Below are 18,460 nucleotides of genomic sequence, written 5' to 3'. Positions count from 1 at the left end.
GAGGGGCCCGGTGCCCTCTGGCACCGAGCCCCTCCGCGAATCAGGGACGCGCTACGGCAGCGTCAGTGGACGTCGCCCATGGACGTCTCGATCTTCTTGCGGGAGGTCCAGATCGCGAAACCGGCCAGGACGGCCAGGGCCGCTTCGGCCGCCACCACCCCGACACCGCTGAGGTCGGCACCGGCCAGGGAGACCAGGCTGACCACGCAGTCACCGGTGGTGACGGCGAGGAACCACACGCCCATCATCTGGCTGGCGTACTTCTGCGGCGCCATCTTGGTGGTCACCGACAGGCCGACCGGGGAGAGGCACAGCTCACCCATGGTCTGGATCATGTAGACGCTGATCAGCCACATCGGGCTGACCTTGTCGCCGCCGGACGACATCTGCATCGGCACGATGAAGACGAAGTACGAGGCGCCGACGAGCAGCATCGACATCGCGAACTTCACGACGGTGGTGGGCTCCTTGGAGCGCCGGGCCAGGGCCGTCCACATCGCGGCGAAGATCGGCGCGAGCGCCAGGACCCAGGCCGAGTTCACCGACTGGAACCAGGTCGACGGGAAGTGCAGGCCGAAGACCGTGTCCGCGGTGTTCTTGTCGGCGAAGACGTTCAGCGTCGAACCGGCCTGGTCGAAGATCATGAAGAAGATCGCGGCGGCGACGAAGAACCAGATGTAGCCGCTGACCTTGGTCTGCTCGGACTGCGTCAGCTCCTTGTCGCGCTTGATGCGCACCAGGACCGAGATCGGAATGATCATGCCGAGCAGGCTGATCGGGATCAGCGCCCAGTTCAGCGTGAAGGAACCGGTGGCCACGACGATGCCGTAGAAGACGGCCGCGACGACGGTCCAGATCAGCCCCTTGCGCAGCCAGCCCATGCGCTCTTCACGGGTGAGCGGGGTCGGGACCTCGCTGCTGCGCGGGTTCAGGTTGCGGGTGCCGAACAGGAAGCCGACCAGACCCAGCGCCATGCCGAGACCGGCGGTCGCGAAGCCCACGTGCCAGTTGATGTTCTGGCCGATGGTGCCGACCACCAGGGGAGCGGCGACGCCACCGAGGTTGATGCCGATGTAGAAGATCGTGAAGCCGGCGTCGCGGCGCGGGTCCTGCGGGCCGTCGTAGAGCTGGCCGACCATCGTGGAGATGTTGGCCTTGAGCAGACCCGAGCCCAGCGCCACCAGCGCCAGACCGGCGAAGAACGTGCCCTGGCCGGGCAGTGCCAGCGTGAGGTGACCGACGATCACGACCATCGCGCCGATGACCACGGTCTTGCGCGGGCCCCAGACCCGGTCGCCGAACCAGCCGCCGGGCATGGCGAGCAGGTAGACCATCGCCATGTAGACCGCGTAGATCGCCGAGGCGGTCGCGGCGGTCATGGCCAGGCCACCGCCCTGCTCCCCCACCTTGGCGTCGGCGCCGCCCGAGATGAGGTAGAGGACGAGGAGCGCCCTCATGCCGTAGAAGCTGAACCGCTCCCACATCTCGGTCAGGAAAAGAGTGGCCAGTCCGCGGGGGTGGCCGAAGAAGGTTTTGCCGTCGCTGGCAGGGTTCCCCTGCGCGCCGGCGTCCTTCGTCAGGCTGGACGCCATGGTGCTTCCTAGGTGTGCTCGGGACGCGTGAGGAGACCGCAGCGCGCCCGGGTCGGCTGACCGGCACCGGCGTCACGTTGCCCGCCCCGCGTCCTCGGGGGCCGATGCCACTGGAAGAGGAATCGGCGGGACAGTCGCGACACCGGGATCCACGCCCCCGTGCTGCTCGCGCGGTGGACCCGGTCGACAGGTCATTCACTGTGCAGCAGGACTGGTGGTTCCAGCCCTGCACACAACAGGGACCGATGACGTCTCTTGAGAGTCATGGGTCCCGAGGCTGTGCTACGGACGTTGGGACACCATACGTCCAGCAGCCGCACCGGTGGGACGAGTGAGACAACGGTCACATGATCAACCGGGAACCGTACCGGGGGTTGCGCCTGCCGCCTCCCCCGTGCCCCGTGATCACCCGCCGGTCGCGATCACGCCGCCGCCACGCCGCCCGCGGGTCGTTTTCCGGCCACCTCCGGGCGCACCGGGTCCGGCCCGTGGAGGTAAGACCTGGGACTACCATCGGCCCATGACCCGTGTACTGCTCGCCGAGGATGACGCGTCCATCTCGGAGCCGCTCGCCCGCGCCCTGCGCCGCGAGGGTTACGAAGTCGAGGTGCGCGAGGACGGCCCCACGGCGCTCGACGCCGGTCTGCAGGGCAACATCGACCTGGTCGTCCTCGACCTGGGCCTGCCCGGCATGGACGGCCTGGAGGTGGCCCGCCGGCTGCGCAACGAAGGCCACAGCTTCCCCATCCTCGTACTCACCGCCCGCGCCGACGAGGTCGACACCGTCGTCGGCCTGGACGCCGGTGCCGACGATTACGTCACCAAGCCCTTCCGGCTCGCCGAACTGCTCGCCCGCGTCCGCGCCCTGCTGCGCCGCGGCTCGTCCGTCGAGCCGCAGCAGCCGCCCGCGACCCACGGCGTACGCATCGACGTCGAGTCGCACCGCGCCTGGATGGGGGACGACGAACTCCAGCTCACCGCGAAGGAGTTCGACCTGCTGCGGGTGCTGGTACGGGACGCCGGCCGGGTCGTCACCCGCGACCAGCTGATGCGCGAGGTCTGGGACACGACCTGGTGGTCGTCCACGAAGACGCTGGACATGCACATCTCCTGGCTCCGCAAGAAGCTCGGTGACGACGCGGCCAACCCGCGCTACATCGCCACCGTGCGCGGCGTCGGCTTCCGCTTCGAAAAGAGCTGAGCGCCCGCCGCCGGGCGGGAAGAAGTAGAAGAACGAACGCATCCCGCCCGGAGGACACCGTGCGCCGCCGTCTGATCAATTCCACCCTCGCCGTGGTGCTCGTCGTGATCGCCGTCTTCGGCGTCTCGCTGGTCATCGTCGAGACCCGCACCATCCAGTCGGGGGCGCAGGACAGCGTCGCCTCCGAGGCCGTACGGCTCGTCGGCATCGTGGAGAGCCGGCTGGGCAGCGGCGAGAAACTGACCCCCGAGATCCTCTCGGAACAGATCACCGCGAAGCGGTACGCCGAGATCAGGGTGCCCGGCCGGGCGCGTATCGAGATCGGCTCCCGGCCGACGGGCGACGTGATCGCCTCGACCCAGCACGGCGACCGCGGCGAGACCGTCACCGTCCAGGAGCCGCGCTCCGCGGTGAGCGCCGAGATCGGCCGGACGCTGCTGGTCATCCTGGCCGTCGCGATCCTGGCGATCCTGGCCGCCGTGGTGCTCGCCGTGCAGCAGGCCCGCCGGCTGACCGCACCGCTGACCGACCTCGCCGAGACCGCCGAACGCCTCGGCTCCGGCGATCCGCGCCCACGCCACCGCCGCTACGGCGTGCAGGAGCTGGACCGGGTCGCGGACGTGCTGGACGCCAGCGCCGAGCGGATCGCGCGGATGCTCACCGCCGAGCGCCGGCTCGCCGCCGACGCCTCCCACCAGCTGCGGACGCCGCTGACCGCGCTGTCCATGCGGCTGGAGGAGATCACCCTCACCGACGACCCGGACACGGTGAAGGAGGAGGCCACCATCGCGCTGGGCCAGGTCGAGCGGCTGACCGACGTCGTCCAGCGGCTGCTGACCAACTCCCGCGACCCGCGTTCCGGCTCCGCCGTCGCCTTCGATCTCGACGAGGTCGTCAAGCAGCAGGTCGAGGAGTGGCGCCCGGCCTACCGCAGCGCCGGCCGGGCCATCGTCCGCTCCGGGAAGAAGGGGCTGCGGGCGGTCGGTACGCCCGGGGCGGTGGCCCAGGTGCTCGCCACCCTGATCGAGAATTCGCTGATGCACGGGGACGGGACGGTGGCGCTGCGTACCCGCGTCACCGGCAACCAGGCGGTCGTCGAGGTCACGGACGCGGGCCGGGGCGTACCGCCGGATCTCGGTTCGCGGGTCTTCGAGCGGACGGTCAGTGGCCGGAATTCGACGGGGCTGGGGCTGGCCGTGGCCCGCGATCTGGCGGAGGCGGACGGCGGGCGGCTGGAACTGCTCCAGCAGTACCCGCCGGTGTTCGCCCTGTTCCTCGCCCGCGAGGCCGAGCCGTCCACGGAGTGATCCGGGACGCGCCGGCCGTTCGTCCCCGGCTGCCCGGCTGCCCGGCTGCCCGGCCGCCCGCGTTCCTAGTCGCGTGGCCGCTCGGCGGCGGCCGCGCTCGCGGCCTGCTGGGTCTGCGCGCCCTCGGCCAGGAAGGATTCCGCGGTTTCCACGGCCTCGCGTGCGGGCAGCGCGCGGAACACCCAGGTGCGGTAGGACCAGAAGCGGAAGAGGGTGGCCAGGCCGATGCCGAGGAACTTGAAGACGTTGCTCTGCAGTGACGTGTCCCACCCGAACCCGTACGTCGCCACGTACAGGACACCGTTCTCGATGATCAGGCCGATGACGCTGAACAGCAGGAAGAGCGTGAGCTCCTTGGTGCGTCCGTTCTTGTCCCGGTCCCGGTAGGTGAAGTAGCGGTAGCCGAGGTAGTTCGTGCCGGTGGCCACGACGGTCGCGACGATGCTGGCCCGGACGACGGGCAGCTCGGTCAGGTGCCGTACGAGGTTGAAGACGGCGAAGTTGACGAGGACCCCCGCACCCCCGACGGCGCCGAACTTCATGAGTTCGCGGGCCAGCGCGTCCAGTCGGGCCCGCAGTGCGCTCCGTTCACTCATCGTGATCGTTCAGCTCCTGTGGTGGGCGTTCTTGGGCGTCTTTGTGCGGTCGTCCTCATGCAACCGCACGCTCATGCTAACCAGGGGACCTGTGTGCTGCCTGCCACCCGGGACGGCAGGGGCGTGCGGGTTATGTCAGTCCACGGTCACACGGAACCGCAGCGTCCTGCCGTTCTCGTCCTGTTCGTCGGCCTGCGGGGTGCCACAGCGGAAGCAGTATCTGAGTGTCACCTCGGTACGTCCGGCGCCCCGCGCCATGAAATCGACGTAACGGATGCCACCCGACCCCGGGCGGACCGGCTCGTCGGCGTCGTAGTGGCCGCCGGTCCGCTTCAGTACGGCCGGGTCCGGCTCCGGCGCAGCCAGGACCCATCGGAAGCCGGTGGCGGGCCGGTCCGCGAGGCGGATCGAGAAGGGGGTGCCGGAGGAGACCGTGATCTCGCGGTCGTCCTCGCCGAAGACGACCGGGCCGGTCAGCTGGGTCACCACCGCGTAGACCGCGGCGGCCAGGGCCGCCACCGATACGACGATGCCCACGGTTCTGGTGCGCCCGGGTATCCGGCCGTCGCTCATGCGTTCCTTCCCCTCCGCGCGGGCGGCGAGCGTACCGCCCCCGCCGATCTTCGGGGGCCGGAACGGCGAGGATGGCGCACTTGTATTCGTACGTTCCTCCAAGGGGGCGGCGGGGCTCCGCGGGCGGGCGGATACCCTGGGGGCGTGACGTTCCCGGTAGTCGGCATGGTCGGCGGCGGCCAGCTCGCCCGTATGACCCACGAGGCGGGCATCCCCCTCGGCATCAAGTTCAAGCTCCTCAGCGACACCCCGCAGGACTCGGCGGCCCAGGTGGTGAGCGAGGTCGTCATCGGCGACCACCGCGACCTGGACACGCTGCGTGCCTTCGCCCGTGGCTGTGATGTGATCACTTTTGATCACGAGCATGTCCCCACCGAGCACTTGAGGGCTCTGGAGGCCGACGGTATCCCCGTACGGCCCGGCCCCGACGCGCTCGTGCACGCCCAGGACAAGGGGGTGATGCGAGCGAAGCTGGACGCGATCGGGGCCCCCTGCCCCCGGCACCGTATCGTCGACGATCCGGCGGATGTGGGGCGGTTCGCCGAGGAGATCGGGGGCTTCCCGGTGATCCTCAAGACGGTCCGCGGCGGCTATGACGGCAAGGGCGTCTGGGTCGTACGATCCTCCAAGGAGGCCGCCGAGCCGTTCCGTGCCGGAGTGCCGGTTCTGGCCGAGGAGAAGGTTCCCTTCGTACGGGAACTGGCCGCCAACGTCGTCCGCTCGCCGCACGGCCAGGCCGTCGCGTACCCGGTCGTGGAGTCCGTCCAGGTCGACGGCGTCTGCGACACGGTGATCGCGCCCGCCCCCGGCCTGAGCGACGAGCTGTCCGGCCAGGCGCAGGAACTGGCGCTGCGCATCGCGCACGAACTCGGCGTGATCGGCCACCTCGCGGTCGAGCTGTTCGAGACCGCCGACGGCCGCATCCTCGTCAACGAGCTGGCCATGCGCCCGCACAACTCCGGCCACTGGACCCAGGACGGCGCGATCACCTCGCAGTTCGCCAACCACCTGCGGGCCGTCCTCGACCTCCCGCTCGGCGACCCCCGCCCGCGCGCGCGGTGGACGGTGATGGCCAACGTCCTCGGCGGCGACTATCCGGACATGTATTCCGCGTACCTCCATTGCATGGCACGGGACCCGCAGCTGAAGATCCATATGTACGGAAAGGACGTGAAGCCCGGCCGCAAGGTCGGACACGTCAACACCTACGGCGACGACCTGGCCGACGTGCGCGAGCGCGCCGCGCACGCCGCCGGTTATCTGCGAGGAACCATCACCGAATGAGCGCCCGCCCGTCGCCCGACCACCGCCCCTCAACGAGCTCCCCCACACTCCGTGCGGGGGGACCCCCAGCGCGCCCCTACGATTCCTCTCCCCTGATCGGCATCGTCATGGGCTCCGACTCCGACTGGCCCGTCATGGAGGCCGCGGCCAAGGCCCTCGACGAGTTCGAGATCCCCTACGAGGTCGACGTCGTCTCCGCCCACCGCATGCCGCACGAGATGATCGCGTACGGCGAGCAGGCAGCCGGGCGGGGCCTGAAGGCGATCATTGCGGGCGCCGGGGGAGCGGCTCACCTGCCGGGGATGCTCGCGTCGGTCACGCCGCTGCCGGTCATCGGCGTGCCCGTACCGCTGAAGTACCTGGACGGCATGGACTCGCTGCTGTCCATCGTGCAGATGCCGGCCGGCGTGCCGGTCGCCACCGTCTCGGTCGGCGGCGCCCGCAACGCCGGGCTGCTCGCCGCCCGGATGCTCGCCGCCCACGACCCGGACCTCCAGGCCCGGATGCGTGAGTTCCAGCAGCACCTGAACGAGCAGGCCACCGAGAAGGGCAAGCGGCTGCGCAACAAGGTCGCCTCCCCGGCCGGCTTCGGCTTCGGGAGCGGCAAGTGAGCGCCTCCATGGAGGCGGCCCGCGCGCTGCTGGCCGAGCACCCCGTCGTCGACGGCCACAACGACCTGCCGTGGGCCCTGCGCGAGCAGGTCCGTTACGACCTCGACCGGCGCGACATCGCCGGTGACCAGGCCGAGCACCTGCACACCGACATCCCCCGGCTGCGGGCCGGCGGTGTCGGCGCGCAGTTCTGGTCGGTGTACGTACGGACCGATTACACCGGCGACCAGGCGGTCAGCGCCACCCTCGAACAGATCGACGTGGTGCGGCAGCTCGCCGCCCGTTACCCGGACGACCTGCGCCTGGCGTACACCGCCGACGACATGGAGGCGGCCCGCTCCGACGGCCGGATCGCGTCCCTGATGGGTGCCGAGGGCGGCCACTCCATCAACAACTCGCTGGCCACCCTGCGCGCGCTGTACGAACTGGGCGTGCGCTACATGACGCTCACCCACAACGACAACATCGCCTGGGCCGACTCGGCCACCGACGAGCCCCGCGCACACGGCCTGACTGCCTTCGGCCGCGAGGTCGTCCGCGAGATGAACCGCCTCGGGATGCTCGTCGACCTCTCGCACGTCTCCGCCGACACCATGCGCGACGCGCTGGACACCAGCGTCGCGCCGGTCGTCTTCTCGCACTCCTCCGCCCGCGCGGTCTGCGACCACCCGCGCAACATCCCGGACGACGTGCTGGAGCGGTTGCCCGCCAACGGCGGCATCGCGATGGCCACCTTCGTACCGAAGTTCATCCTGCCCGAGGCTGTCGACTGGACGCTGCGGGCGGACGAGAACATGCGCGCGCACGGCCTCCACCACCTGGACACCACCGCCGAGGGCATGGCCGTGCACCGCGCCTTCGAGGCGGCGAACCCCCGCCCGCTCGCCACCGCCGCCACTGTCGCCGACCACCTCGACCACATGCGCGAGGCCGCCGGGATCGACCACCTCGGCATCGGCGGCGACTTCGACGGCACCGCCTTCACCCCCGCCGACCTCGCCGATGTGTCCGGCTACCCGAACCTGATCGCCGAACTGCTCGACCGCAGCTGGTCCGCGGCCGACCTGGCCAAGCTGACCTGGCAGAACGCGGTCCGTACGCTGCGCGGCGCGGAGGACGTCGCAAGGGCGCTGCGCGCCGGGCGCGGACCGTCCAACGCGACGCTCGAACAGCTCGACGGCTGAGGACGCGCGGGACGCACGGGAAGCGACAACGGCACGAGGGGCCGTACTCCGCGGAGTACGGCCCCTCGTGTGCGTTCCGTCTCAGGGCCTCACGCCTGCGGACGGCCCAGCGCCCGGTACGTCCAGCCCGCCTTGCGCCACAGCTCCGGGTCGAGCGCGTTGCGCCCGTCCAGGATGCGCGGCGAGGCCACCACCTCGGCCAGCGCGGCCGGGTCCAGCTCCCGGAACTCCCGCCACTCGGTCAGGTGCAGCACCACGTCGGCGCCGCGCACCGCCTCCTGCGCCGACTCCGCGTACCCCAGCGTCGGGAACACGCGCCGCGCGTTCTCCATGCCCTTGGGGTCGTACACCGTCACCTGGCCGCCCTGGAGGTGGATCTGCCCGGCGACATTGAGCGCGGGCGAGTCCCGTACGTCGTCCGAATCCGGCTTGAAGGTGGCGCCGAGGACGGCGACCCGGGTGCCGAGGAAGGAACCGCCGACCGCCTCCCGGGTCAGCTCGACCATATGACCGCGGCGCCGCATGTTGATCGAGTCGACCTCGCGCAGGAACGTCAATGCCTGGTCGGCGCCCAGCTCACCGGCGCGCGCCATGAACGCCCTGATGTCCTTCGGCAGGCAGCCGCCGCCGAACCCGATACCGGCCCGCAGGAACTTCTTGCCGATCCGCTCGTCGTGGCCGATCGCCTCCGCCAGCTTCACCACATCGCCGCCGGCCGCCTCGCACACCTCCGCCATGGCGTTGATGAACGAGATCTTCGTGGCCAGGAAGGAGTTGGCGGACGTCTTGACCAGCTCGGCGGTGGGGAAGTCGGCCACCACGAACGGCGAGCCCTCGGCCACCGGCGTCGCGTACACCTCGCGCAGCAGCTCCTCGGCCCGCCCGCCGTCCACACCGATCACGATGCGGTCCGGGTGCAGGGTGTCCTGCACGGCGAAGCCCTCGCGCAGGAACTCCGGGTTCCAGGCCAGCTCCACGTCCGCACCGGCCGGCGCCAGCTCCACGAGCCGCTTCGCCAGCCGCGCCGCGCTGCCCACCGGGACCGTCGACTTGCCGACCACCAGCGCCGGGCGCCGCAGCAGCGGGGCCAGCGACTCGACGGCCGACTCGACGTACGACATGTCACAGGCGTACTCGCCGTGCTTCTGCGGCGTGTTCACGCACACGAAGTGCACATCGCCGAAGTCCGCCAGCTCTTCCCACGAGGTGGTGAAGCGCAGCCGGCCGCTGGCGCCCTCGATGCCCGCGACGTGCGCGCGCAGCAGTTCCTCCAGACCGGGCTCGTACATCGGGGTCTCGCCCCGCTCCAGCATCGCGATCTTCGCCGGGTCGATGTCCAGGCCCATCACCTCGAACCCCAGCTCCGCCATGGCCGCGGCATGCGTCGCGCCGAGGTAGCCGGTGCCGATCACGGTGATCTTCAGGGCCATGGGTGCTCCAGGTGCATACGGGGAGAAGTGCGCTGCCTGAGCATAGTCCGGCCGGTGTCCGGCGGTCCGGGCCCGGTGGCCGGGACCGTACGGGTGCTGTCGGCAAACTCACGTATCCCCAGTGCCGTACAGCCCCCTAGAATTCGGGTTACTTAACAGTAGTTAGCACTGCAGTCAGCTCTCAGGGGAGTGAGAAACCTTGGCGGGAACCGCTGATTTCGATCTGTACCGGACGTCCGAGGAGCACGACATGCTCCGCGAGTCGGTGCGCTCGCTCGCCGAGGCGAAGATCGCCCCGTTCGCCGCCGAGGTGGACGAGGAGGCCCGCTTCCCGCAGGAGGCCAGGGACGCGCTGACCCTCAACGACCTGCACGCCGTCCACGTACCGGAGGCGTACGGCGGTGCCGGCGCCGACGCGCTCGCCACCGTCATCGTCATCGAGGAGGTCGCCCGCGTCTGCGCCTCCTCCTCGCTGATCCCCGCGGTCAACAAGCTCGGCTCCCTCCCCGTGATCCTCTCCGGCTCCGAGGAGCTGAAGAAGAAGTACCTGGGCCCGCTCGCCAAGGGCGACGCGATGTTCTCGTACTGCCTCAGCGAGCCCGACGCGGGCTCCGACGCGGCCGGCATGAAGACCAAGGCCGTACGCGACGGCGACCACTACATCCTCAACGGCGTCAAGCGCTGGATCACCAACGCCGGCGTCAGCGAGTACTACACGGTCATGGCCGTGACCGACCCGGAGAAGCGCTCCAAGGGCATCTCCGCCTTCGTCGTCGAAAAGGACGACGAGGGTGTCTCCTTCGGCGCCCCCGAGAAGAAGCTCGGCATCAAGGGCTCGCCGACCCGCGAGGTCTACCTCGACAACGTCCGCATCCCCGCCGACCGCCTCATCGGCGCCGAGGGCACCGGCTTCGCCACCGCCATGAAGACCCTCGACCACACCCGCATCACCATCGCGGCCCAGGCCCTCGGCATCGCCCAGGGCGCCCTGGACTACGCCAAGGGCTATGTCCAGGAGCGCAAGCAGTTCGGCAAGCCGATCGGCGACTTCCAGGGCGTGCAGTTCATGCTCGCCGACATGGCCATGAAGCTGGAGGCCGCCCGCCAGCTCACCTACGCCGCCGCCGCCAAGTCCGAGCGCATCTCCGCCGGCGGCAAGCCCGAAGACCTCACCTTCTTCGGCGCCGCCGCCAAGTGCTACGCCTCCGACGCCGCCATGGAAATCACCACCGACGCCGTCCAGCTGCTCGGCGGCTACGGCTACACCCGAGATTACCCGCTGGAGCGCATGATGCGCGACGCCAAGATCACCCAGATTTATGAAGGCACGAACCAGGTGCAGCGGATCGTGATGGCGAGGAACCTGCCGTAGGGCGGCCCCGGCCAACCAGACGAACGCCCCGGCCTTGACGGTTCGGGGCGTTCGTGGCCAGAGGGTGTGCCTTCCTGGAGAAACAGTGAAAGGCCGGTGAAGGGCAGGCTCAGAACTGGCACTGATCCGGCTTCGGAACGTACAGAACGCCGGGGGCGAGAGCCGTCGCGGACTGCTGAAGAGGCCCGTGCAGCATGGATCCGTTATTTTCGCGCATCGCACTGGTCACGTTGTCGACCAGCAATTCCGCCTCGGACGGCAACAGGACCATTTCCGTGTCCGCCATATGCCGGCCGTTCTTCGTGAGCCACATCGGGAGGCTGCGTTTCTTCGGTTCGGTCGGCATGGTTACATCGTCGGCCACTCAGGCGGAGAATTCCAGCCTTATTCGCGTTGTCGGCGGGTAGAAGATCATGGTCAGGCCCCGCTCCGGCGGATCGCCATGGCGCGGAAACCGCCGTGGCGAGGCGGACACGAAGAGGCCCCCGCCGAGGCGGGGGCCTTCTCGTGCGGTCCGTGGAGTGGCTACTCGTTCCCGCTCACCGTCACCGGATCGTCGTTCTTCAGTTGTTCGACGAGCTTGGAGACCTTGGACTTGTCCCAGACGAGGTTGCCGCCGCGGGTGCCGGAGACGGGCATGTTCATCGACTTGCCGTCGCCGCCCGTGACGCCCTTCATGGCGAAGAACATCGAGCCGAGGTCGAACAGGCCCATGTCCTTGTCGACGATCACGGTGTCCAGGCCCGCGCCCATCGTCGGGTAGAGCTTGAAGGGGTTGATGATCGTGCCGGGGGTGGCCGTCTGGCTCGCCAGGGCCGCGAGGAACTTCTGCTGGTTCTTCGTGCGGTCCAGGTCGCTGCCCGCGAAGGCGTAGCGGGTGCGGACGAAGGCGAGGGCCTGTTCGCCGTTGAGGGTCTGCTTGCCGGCCTGGAAGTCGGCGCCGGACTTCTTGTCCTTGAAGGCCTTCGGGATGTCCATCTCGACGCCGCCGATCGCGTCCACGATATTGGCGAAGCCGGCGAAGCCGATCTCGACGTAGTGGTCGATGCGCAGGCCGGTGTTGTGCTCGACGGTGCGTACGAGCAGTTCGGGGCCGTCCTCGGCGTAGGCCGCGTTGAGCTTGGTGTGGCGGCCCTTGGCCGCGTACTTCTTGCCGGACTTGGAGCCGACGAACGAGGGGATCTCCACGTCGGAGTCGCGCGGCAGGGAGATCAGGGTCGGGCCGTTGCCGCCGTCGTGCAGGATCATCATCGAGTCCGTGCGCTTGCCCTCGGCGGAGCCGGTGTGCAGCTTCTTCTTGTCCTCGTCGGACATGCCCTCGCGGCTGTCGGAGCCGACGATCAGGTAGTTGGTGCCGTCGCCTTCCTCGGGCCGGTCGATGACCTTGCTCAGGTCGACCTCGCGGCGCAGCTTGCCGTCGGCCCAGAAGTACGTGGCGACCGAGGTGACGAGGAGGACGGCGACCAGCGTCAGGACGGTCCACTTGATGCGGCGGCCCCAGTTGGGGGCGGGACGCGGGGTACGGCCGCCGCCGCCTTGCCCGCCGCCCTGTCCGCGGCCGCCGCCGTAGACCTGGCCGGTGTTGTAGCCGTCGGCGTGCCCGCCGTCGTAACTGTTGCCGTACGGTTCCTGGCCCTGGCCCTGGTGGGGGACCGAGGGGGGGCGGCGCGGCGAGAGGTGCGGCGGCAGCGGCGGCTCGGGCGGCTGCTGTCCCGGCCCGGGTACGGGGCCGCCGGGCCCGTCGCGCCGTACGTGCGGCAGGGCGCGCGCGCCCTCCGGCTCGGCGCCGCTGCCACGTCCGTACCGGTCTCTGTTGTCGGACCCAGGCCACTCGTTCATGAGGGAAGTCTGCCTGGCCTACGGGGCCCCCATACAGGCCAGGTACGAGATCGGGCCGTCGCTGTTGCAGAGCTGATGCAAAGTGACGCGGGGCGTCGCTTGCGTAATACGGGCGGAGGGGATTATTCGGGTGGGGGGAGGTGGAGGGGGCTTGGGGTGAGAGGGGGCGTGGGTGGTGTGGGGTGGGCGCCGGGGAAGGAGTGTGCGCCCCGCGCATAAGCTGGGCGCATGACCGATCTCGTCACCACCGGCCCGGAGGGCGACCTTCCGGGCAAGCCCACCTCCGTCTCCCGTACGACGCTGTCGCACATCATGACGGCGGGGGACACGAACCTGCTGGGCACCGTGCACGGTGGCGTGATCATGAAACTTGTCGACGACGCGGCCGGCGCGGTCGCGGGACGGCACTCCGGCGGGCCCGCGGTCACCGCCTCCATGGACGAGATGGCGTTCTTGGAGCCGGTCCGGGTGGGGGACCTGGTGCATGTGAAGGCCCAGGTCAACTGGACCGGGCGGTCCTCGATGGAGATCGGGGTGCGGGTGCTGGCCGAGCGCTGGAACGAGTCGACGCCCGCGACGCAGGTCGGCTCGGCCTATCTGGTCTTCGCGGCGGTGGACGAGGACGGCAAGCCGCGCGCCGTACCGCCGGTGGTCCCGGAGACCGAGCGGGACAAGCGCCGTTACCAGGAGGCCCAGATCCGCCGTACCCACCGGCTGGCCCGGCGGCGCGCGATCAAGGAGCTGCGGGCCCAGCGGGTGGCGGACGGGATCGACGAGTAGGCAGGACGCGGTCGGTAACGGTCGCGGTCACGGGGCTCCGGCCCGGGGTTCGCGGTCGGATCGGCGGGGCGAGGGGGCGGCTCGTAACGGTCGTGGTTACGGGGTCTCCGGCCGGGTCAGGCCGAGGGATGCTTCGGCGGTGATCTCGTAGGCGCGGCGGATGCGGCCCGCTTCGGTGAGGGGGAGGTCTCAAGCTCAGGGACACGCCGCCTCGTCCCCGGTCAGCGTCCCGAAGTCGCCGGAGCCCGACGGCTGGGTCGGGTCGTCGGAGCGGACCCGGTGGACCGCCTTGAAGTCCTTGCCGACCGTGACGCGCAGCACCGGGCCCTGGCTGGGGGCCTGGCGCAGGGCCGCCCCGGGCAGGGCGGCGGCGAGGGAGCGTACCGAGCGGTTCCAGCGCGGGTCGTAGGTGATCGCGGTCTGCCGTACGCGGGTGGTGGCGTTGCCCGGGGCGCCGGTGGTGTCGAAGCCGGTCGCGCGCAGGGACTTGTCCACCGCGCGGCCCAGCCCCGTGCGGCCCGCGCCGTTGTCGACCTGTACCCGGATCGTGGCGGGTGGCACGTCCACGACCGTCGCGCGCTGCCGGCCGGACCGCCGTACGGCCAGCGGCCGGTCCTCGCGCAGGGCCTGGAAGAGTCTCCTGGCCTTCTCCTCGTTCCACATCACGGTCGAGCCCACATTGGGCACCTGGAAGTCGATGTCGCCCAGCGGTACGGAGGCGAATTCGGAGGACGACGGGTTGAAGCCGCGCAGGGCCTGGCCGAGGTCGACCATCTCGTCCGCGCCGAAGCCCTCGTCGGCCCGTACGGACTCCAGCAGCGCGTCGGTGATCTCCTTGAACCGGCCCGGGTGGAGCAGCGCCCCGGAGCTGGTGATCTTGTGCATCAGAGCGGCGAGGAAGCGCTGCTGGCGCTGCATCCGCCCGAGGTCGGAGGCGCTGTCCAGGTGCCGGGCGCGGACGTACTGCAGGGCCTGGCCGCCGTTGAGCCGGGAGCGTCCGGGGGGCAGGTCCAGCCCGCTGTAGCTGTCCTTCAGGGGGCGCGTGGTGCAGACGTTCACGCCGCCGACCGCGTCCACCGTCTTCATGAAGCTGGTGAAGTCGACCTCCAGGTAGTGGTCGATGTGCACACCGGTCATCCGCTCGACGGTCCGGATGGTCAGGTTGGGCCCGCCCTCGGCGTACGCCGCGTTGAGCTTCACGGGGTGGCCGTGGTGCTGCTTGCCGGTGGTCGCGTCGGTGTGCGGGGGCGTCTGCGCGTACGAGTCGCGCGGCAGGCTGACCACGCTGGCGCGGTTCCGGTCGGCGGACAGGTGCACCATCATGATCGTGTCCGTGCAGTGGCACGGCTCGCCGCCCAGGTGGTACCTGCGCTTCTCCTCGGGGGACAGCTTGTTCCGGCCGTCCGTGCCGACGACCAGGAAGTTCATACCGTCGCCGCCGCTGTTGTCCGGCCGGTTGCCCATGTTCTTGAAGGCGTCCACGCGGGCGATGCCGTCCTCGACGCCGGTGACCATGGCGTGCCCGATTCCGCCCGCGGCCAGCAGTAGCAGCGAGGCGCCCGCGGTGATGCGCAGACCCCAGCGGGGCCGGCCGCCCGGTCGCCGGTGACGGGCGGGCGGGCGGGGCGAGCGGGACGGTGCGGTCACGGGGGACACCTCCGCGGCGGGGTCGGGGCGAAACGGAGTGGGGGGCGGAGTGGGGGAGGAGAGGGCGGAGCGGGGGAGGAGGTGGAGGAGAGCGGCGGGCGCGGGGCCGGGACGGGCCGGGCGGAACGGGAACGAGCGGGCCGGGTCACCGTAGGCCCATATGATCGGCTGTAAAGCGCCACACGCCGGGTGCCGCCCCCAGGGCCACCCGGCTGCCGTCGGCCTCCGTCCCCCATACGCGGTAACGTGACCGCGATGAACGCCACGCCACCGCAGCAGCTCCCGGCCGTCTCCGTGATCATGCCGGTGCTCAACGAGGAACGTCATCTGCGCAGCTCCGTCCGGCACATCCTGGAACAGGAGTACGCCGGTGAGATGGAGGTGGTGATCGCGCTCGGACCCTCGACGGACCGTACCGACGAGATCGCCGCCGAGCTGGTCGCCGAGAACGCCGCGAACGAGCGCGCCCGGGTGCTGACCGTGCCCAACCCCACCGGCCGCACCCCGGCCGCCCTGAACGCGGCGATCAAGGCGTCCCGCCACCCGGTGGTGGTGCGCGTCGACGGCCACGGGATGCTCTCGCCGAACTACATCGCGACCGCGGTGCGCCTCCTGGAGGAGACCGGCGCGCAGAACGTCGGCGGCATCATGCACGCCGAGGGCGAGAACGCCTGGGAGGACGCGGTGGCCGCCGCGATGACCTCCAAGATCGGCGTCGGCAACGCCGCGTTTCACACGGGCGGCGAGGCGGGCCCGGCCGACACGGTCTACCTGGGCGTCTTCCGGCGCGAGGCGCTGGAACAGCAGGGCGGCTACAACGAGGAGTTCATCCGCGCCCAGGACTGGGAGCTGAACTTCCGCATCCGCGAGGCGGGCGGGCAGGTCTGGTTCTCGCCCGAGCTGCGGGTCCAGTACCGGCCGCGGCCCAGCGTCCGCGCGCTCGCCAAGCAGTACAAGGACTATGGGCGCTGGCGCCATGTCGTGGCCCGCTACCACGCCGGTTCGATCAACCTGCGGTACCTGGCGCCGCCGACCGCCGTGTGCGCCATCGCGGCGGGCACCGTCGTCGGCGCCCTCGTCACGCCGTGGGGCTTCGCCGTCCCGGCCGGATACCTGGCCGCCATCGCGGCGGGCTCGGTCCCGGCGGGCAAGGGCCTGCCGCTGAAGGCCCGCGCCCAGGTCCCGGTCGCGCTGGCGACCATGCACATGTCGTGGGGCTGGGGCTTCCTGACCAGCCCGCGGTCGCTGGCCAAGAAGGTCATCGCCAGCCGCCGCCCGGCGGTGACCGCGCCGCGGCAGACCGCCGCGGCCGAGTGAGCACGCGGACGGTTCGCTCACCTGACTGACGCGGGCGGCGCCCGTACCCGTACCGGATGCAGAACTTTCGGTACGGGTACGGGCGCCGACGCGTATCGGCGGCCTCCCAAAGCCCTCCGGAGTCCTCCGGCCCGTGCCGCCGCCCCTCCCGCACCACCCACCCCATTCGCCCCACCAGCACACGCGGGCTGGGCACAGACGCATCGGCATGGTTACGATACGTGCCTCAACCGTCACGTACCGTGCTCGATGACCGGCTGGAGGTGCCTCCCGTGCGTCCATGGGCGGCGCTGGTTGTCCTGTTGTGCGGCACGTTCCTCGCCAACCTCGATGTCTTCATCGTGGTCGTGGCGATGCCCGCGCTGGAACGGGACCTGGGCGCGGACGGCGGACAGCAGCAGCTCGTCCTCGCGGGCTATCAGCTGGTCTACGCCCTCGGCCTGGCCGCCGGCGGCCGGCTGGGGGACGCGCTGGGCTCGCTGCGGGTCTTCGGCCTCGGCATGGCGGTCTTCACCGGCGCCTCGGTCGCCTGCGGGTCGGCGCCCACCACGGCCGTCCTGGTCGTGGCCCGGCTGCTCCAGGGCGCCGGCACGGCGCTGATGGTGCCGCAGGTCTACCGGGCGGCGCAGACCCTGTTCACCGGGGCCGCGCAGCGCAGGGCGTACGCTGCGATCGGCGCGGTGATGGGGCTCGGTGCGATCGGCGGGCAACTGCTGGGCGGCTGGCTGCTGTCGGCGGACGTCCTCGGCCTCGGGTGGCGTGCCGTCTTCCTGGTCAACGTACCGGTGGGCGTCCTGGCGCTGACGCTCCTGCCGTGGGCGGCGGGCGGGCACCCGCCCGTACGCCGTGGGCCGGTGCGTGCCGACCTGCCCGGTGTGGGCCTCGCGGCGGCCGCGCTCGGACTGTTCACCGTCCCGCTCGTGGCGGGCGGCGCGGGCGGCATGGTGTGGTGGGGACCGGCCTGTCTGGCCGCCTCGATCCCCGTCGCGGCCTGCTTCCTGCGCCACGAACGCGCGCTGGACGCCCGGGGCGGCGCCCCGCTCGTACCGCCCCGGCTGCTGCGGCTCGGCGGCTTCCGCCGCGGCATCGTGCTGATCGTCCTGTTCAACTGCGGGCTCGCGGCGTTCGTCCTGATGCTCGGGCTGCTGCTGCAGAAGGGGTTGCGCTGGAGTCCGCTGGCCACGGGAGCGGGCATGGTGCCGGCCGCGGTCGCGTTCGCCTGCGGGTCGCTGATCGCGCCGCGGCTCGCCCGCGGCGCGGAGGTCCGGCTGCTGTTCCTGGCCTCCCTCGCCGCCACCGCCGGGTACGCGGGCTGCGCGGTGAGCGCCCTCGGCGACGACCCCCGGTGGCTGCTCGCCGCGGTGTGCGGCGTCGGAGGCGCGCTGGGCCTGTGCGTCACCCCGGCCCTGTCCGTGACCCTGCGGACGGTGCCGGAAGCGGTCGCGGGCGCCGCGTCCGGTGTGGTCTCCACGGCCCAGCAGCTCGGCGCCGCGTTCGGCGTGTGCGTCTTCGGGTTCCTCTTCTTCGCCCAGGTGCGCGCCACGGCCGACGTGGTCGCCGCCTTCGCGGTCACCACCACCGCACTGACCACGACGTCGGCGGCAGCGGCCGTCCTCGCCCGCGGCCTGCCCCGGGCGGCCGCACCCGCCGACCGGTGCGAAGAGGCCCTCGGCGCGCCGATGCCGCGGGACCTCCCGATGTGACCCCGGACCGGCCCCTTGACCGTA

At 70.9% G+C, this 18,460-nt stretch carries 16 protein-coding genes; 9 read left to right on the top strand and 7 right to left on the bottom strand.

What is annotated here, in order from left to right:
* Nucleotides 1-62 precede the first annotated feature (62 nt).
* Nucleotides 63-1,592, bottom strand: coding sequence for a peptide MFS transporter (locus ACZ53K_RS16840; RefSeq protein WP_468836640.1), 1,530 nt, complete (start codon nucleotides 1,590-1,592; stop codon nucleotides 63-65).
* 520 nt (nucleotides 1,593-2,112) lie between these two features.
* Here ACZ53K_RS16840 and ACZ53K_RS16835 point away from each other — a divergent pair.
* Together ACZ53K_RS16835 and ACZ53K_RS16830 are read left to right on the top strand one after the other, a co-directional pair.
* Nucleotides 2,113-2,793 (top strand): response regulator transcription factor, encoded by a 681-nt coding sequence (locus ACZ53K_RS16835; RefSeq protein WP_385238189.1) that lies wholly within the window; start codon nucleotides 2,113-2,115, stop codon nucleotides 2,791-2,793.
* A 59-nt stretch (nucleotides 2,794-2,852) separates the two neighbouring features.
* Complete coding sequence (locus ACZ53K_RS16830; RefSeq protein WP_468836637.1) at nucleotides 2,853-4,100, top strand: ATP-binding protein; 1,248 nt, start codon at nucleotides 2,853-2,855, stop codon at nucleotides 4,098-4,100.
* Nucleotides 4,101-4,165: 65 nt separating this feature from the next.
* On the opposite strand, the gene ACZ53K_RS16825 is transcribed toward ACZ53K_RS16830, so the two are convergent.
* Both ACZ53K_RS16825 and ACZ53K_RS16820 read right to left on the bottom strand, forming a co-directional pair.
* Complete coding sequence (locus ACZ53K_RS16825; RefSeq protein ID WP_468836634.1) at nucleotides 4,166-4,696, bottom strand: GtrA family protein; 531 nt, start codon at nucleotides 4,694-4,696, stop codon at nucleotides 4,166-4,168.
* A gap of 135 nt (nucleotides 4,697-4,831) precedes the next feature.
* Nucleotides 4,832-5,269, bottom strand: coding sequence for a protease inhibitor I42 family protein (locus tag ACZ53K_RS16820; RefSeq protein ID WP_468836632.1), 438 nt, complete (start codon nucleotides 5,267-5,269; stop codon nucleotides 4,832-4,834).
* A 165-nt stretch (nucleotides 5,270-5,434) separates the two neighbouring features.
* On the opposite strand from ACZ53K_RS16820, the gene ACZ53K_RS16815 reads away from it, so the two are divergent.
* The 3 genes from ACZ53K_RS16815 to ACZ53K_RS16805 all read left to right on the top strand — a co-directional run bounded on the left by ACZ53K_RS16815 (nucleotide 5,435) and on the right by ACZ53K_RS16805 (nucleotide 8,348).
* Nucleotides 5,435-6,553 carry a 5-(carboxyamino)imidazole ribonucleotide synthase gene (locus ACZ53K_RS16815; RefSeq protein ID WP_468837047.1) on the top strand — a complete coding sequence of 373 codons (1,119 nt, stop codon included), beginning with the start codon at nucleotides 5,435-5,437 and terminating at the stop codon, nucleotides 6,551-6,553.
* 107 nt (nucleotides 6,554-6,660) lie between these two features.
* Nucleotides 6,661-7,164 carry a 5-(carboxyamino)imidazole ribonucleotide mutase gene (gene purE / locus ACZ53K_RS16810; RefSeq protein ID WP_468836629.1) on the top strand — a complete coding sequence of 168 codons (504 nt, stop codon included), beginning with the start codon at nucleotides 6,661-6,663 and terminating at the stop codon, nucleotides 7,162-7,164.
* A gap of 8 nt (nucleotides 7,165-7,172) precedes the next feature.
* The gene (locus tag ACZ53K_RS16805; protein WP_468837045.1) at nucleotides 7,173-8,348 is read left to right on the top strand and encodes a dipeptidase; all 1,176 of its coding nucleotides are present in this window, start codon (nucleotides 7,173-7,175) and stop codon (nucleotides 8,346-8,348) included.
* Nucleotides 8,349-8,437: 89 nt separating this feature from the next.
* Here ACZ53K_RS16805 and ACZ53K_RS16800 read toward each other — a convergent pair whose 3' ends face one another.
* Nucleotides 8,438-9,778: a UDP-glucose dehydrogenase family protein gene (locus ACZ53K_RS16800; protein WP_468836627.1), complete on the bottom strand. Its 1,341-nt coding sequence runs from the start codon at nucleotides 9,776-9,778 to the stop codon at nucleotides 8,438-8,440.
* Between the two features lie 199 nt (nucleotides 9,779-9,977).
* Between ACZ53K_RS16800 and ACZ53K_RS16795 the strand changes: the two genes are divergently transcribed.
* On the top strand, nucleotides 9,978-11,150 hold the full coding sequence (locus ACZ53K_RS16795; protein WP_468836625.1) for an acyl-CoA dehydrogenase family protein: 1,173 nt from the start codon (nucleotides 9,978-9,980) through the stop codon (nucleotides 11,148-11,150).
* A 109-nt stretch (nucleotides 11,151-11,259) separates the two neighbouring features.
* Here ACZ53K_RS16795 and ACZ53K_RS16790 read toward each other — a convergent pair whose 3' ends face one another.
* Together ACZ53K_RS16790 and ACZ53K_RS16785 are read right to left on the bottom strand one after the other, a co-directional pair.
* Complete coding sequence (locus ACZ53K_RS16790) at nucleotides 11,260-11,496, bottom strand: hypothetical protein (RefSeq protein ID WP_468836622.1); 237 nt, start codon at nucleotides 11,494-11,496, stop codon at nucleotides 11,260-11,262.
* Nucleotides 11,497-11,675: 179 nt separating this feature from the next.
* On the bottom strand, nucleotides 11,676-12,989 hold the full coding sequence (locus ACZ53K_RS16785; RefSeq protein ID WP_468836620.1) for an LCP family protein: 1,314 nt from the start codon (nucleotides 12,987-12,989) through the stop codon (nucleotides 11,676-11,678).
* A gap of 228 nt (nucleotides 12,990-13,217) precedes the next feature.
* Between ACZ53K_RS16785 and ACZ53K_RS16780 the strand changes: the two genes are divergently transcribed.
* Nucleotides 13,218-13,769, top strand: coding sequence for an acyl-CoA thioesterase (locus tag ACZ53K_RS16780; RefSeq protein ID WP_468836618.1), 552 nt, complete (start codon nucleotides 13,218-13,220; stop codon nucleotides 13,767-13,769).
* 195 nt (nucleotides 13,770-13,964) lie between these two features.
* Here the strand turns inward: ACZ53K_RS16780 and ACZ53K_RS16775 are convergent, their stop codons facing one another.
* On the bottom strand, nucleotides 13,965-15,416 hold the full coding sequence (locus tag ACZ53K_RS16775) for an LCP family protein (protein WP_468836616.1): 1,452 nt from the start codon (nucleotides 15,414-15,416) through the stop codon (nucleotides 13,965-13,967).
* 255 nt (nucleotides 15,417-15,671) lie between these two features.
* Between ACZ53K_RS16775 and ACZ53K_RS16770 the strand changes: the two genes are divergently transcribed.
* Nucleotides 15,672-16,733: a glycosyltransferase family 2 protein gene (locus ACZ53K_RS16770; RefSeq protein ID WP_468836613.1), complete on the top strand. Its 1,062-nt coding sequence runs from the start codon at nucleotides 15,672-15,674 to the stop codon at nucleotides 16,731-16,733.
* 272 nt (nucleotides 16,734-17,005) lie between these two features.
* Entirely contained in the window at nucleotides 17,006-18,436 is a 1,431-nt protein-coding gene (locus ACZ53K_RS16765) for an MFS transporter (RefSeq protein ID WP_468836611.1), read from the top strand.
* Nucleotides 18,437-18,460 lie beyond the last annotated feature (24 nt).

This window comes from Streptomyces sp. NPDC033221, from assembly GCF_055577005.1.
This window is presented reverse-complemented; position numbering and strand designations above follow the sequence as displayed.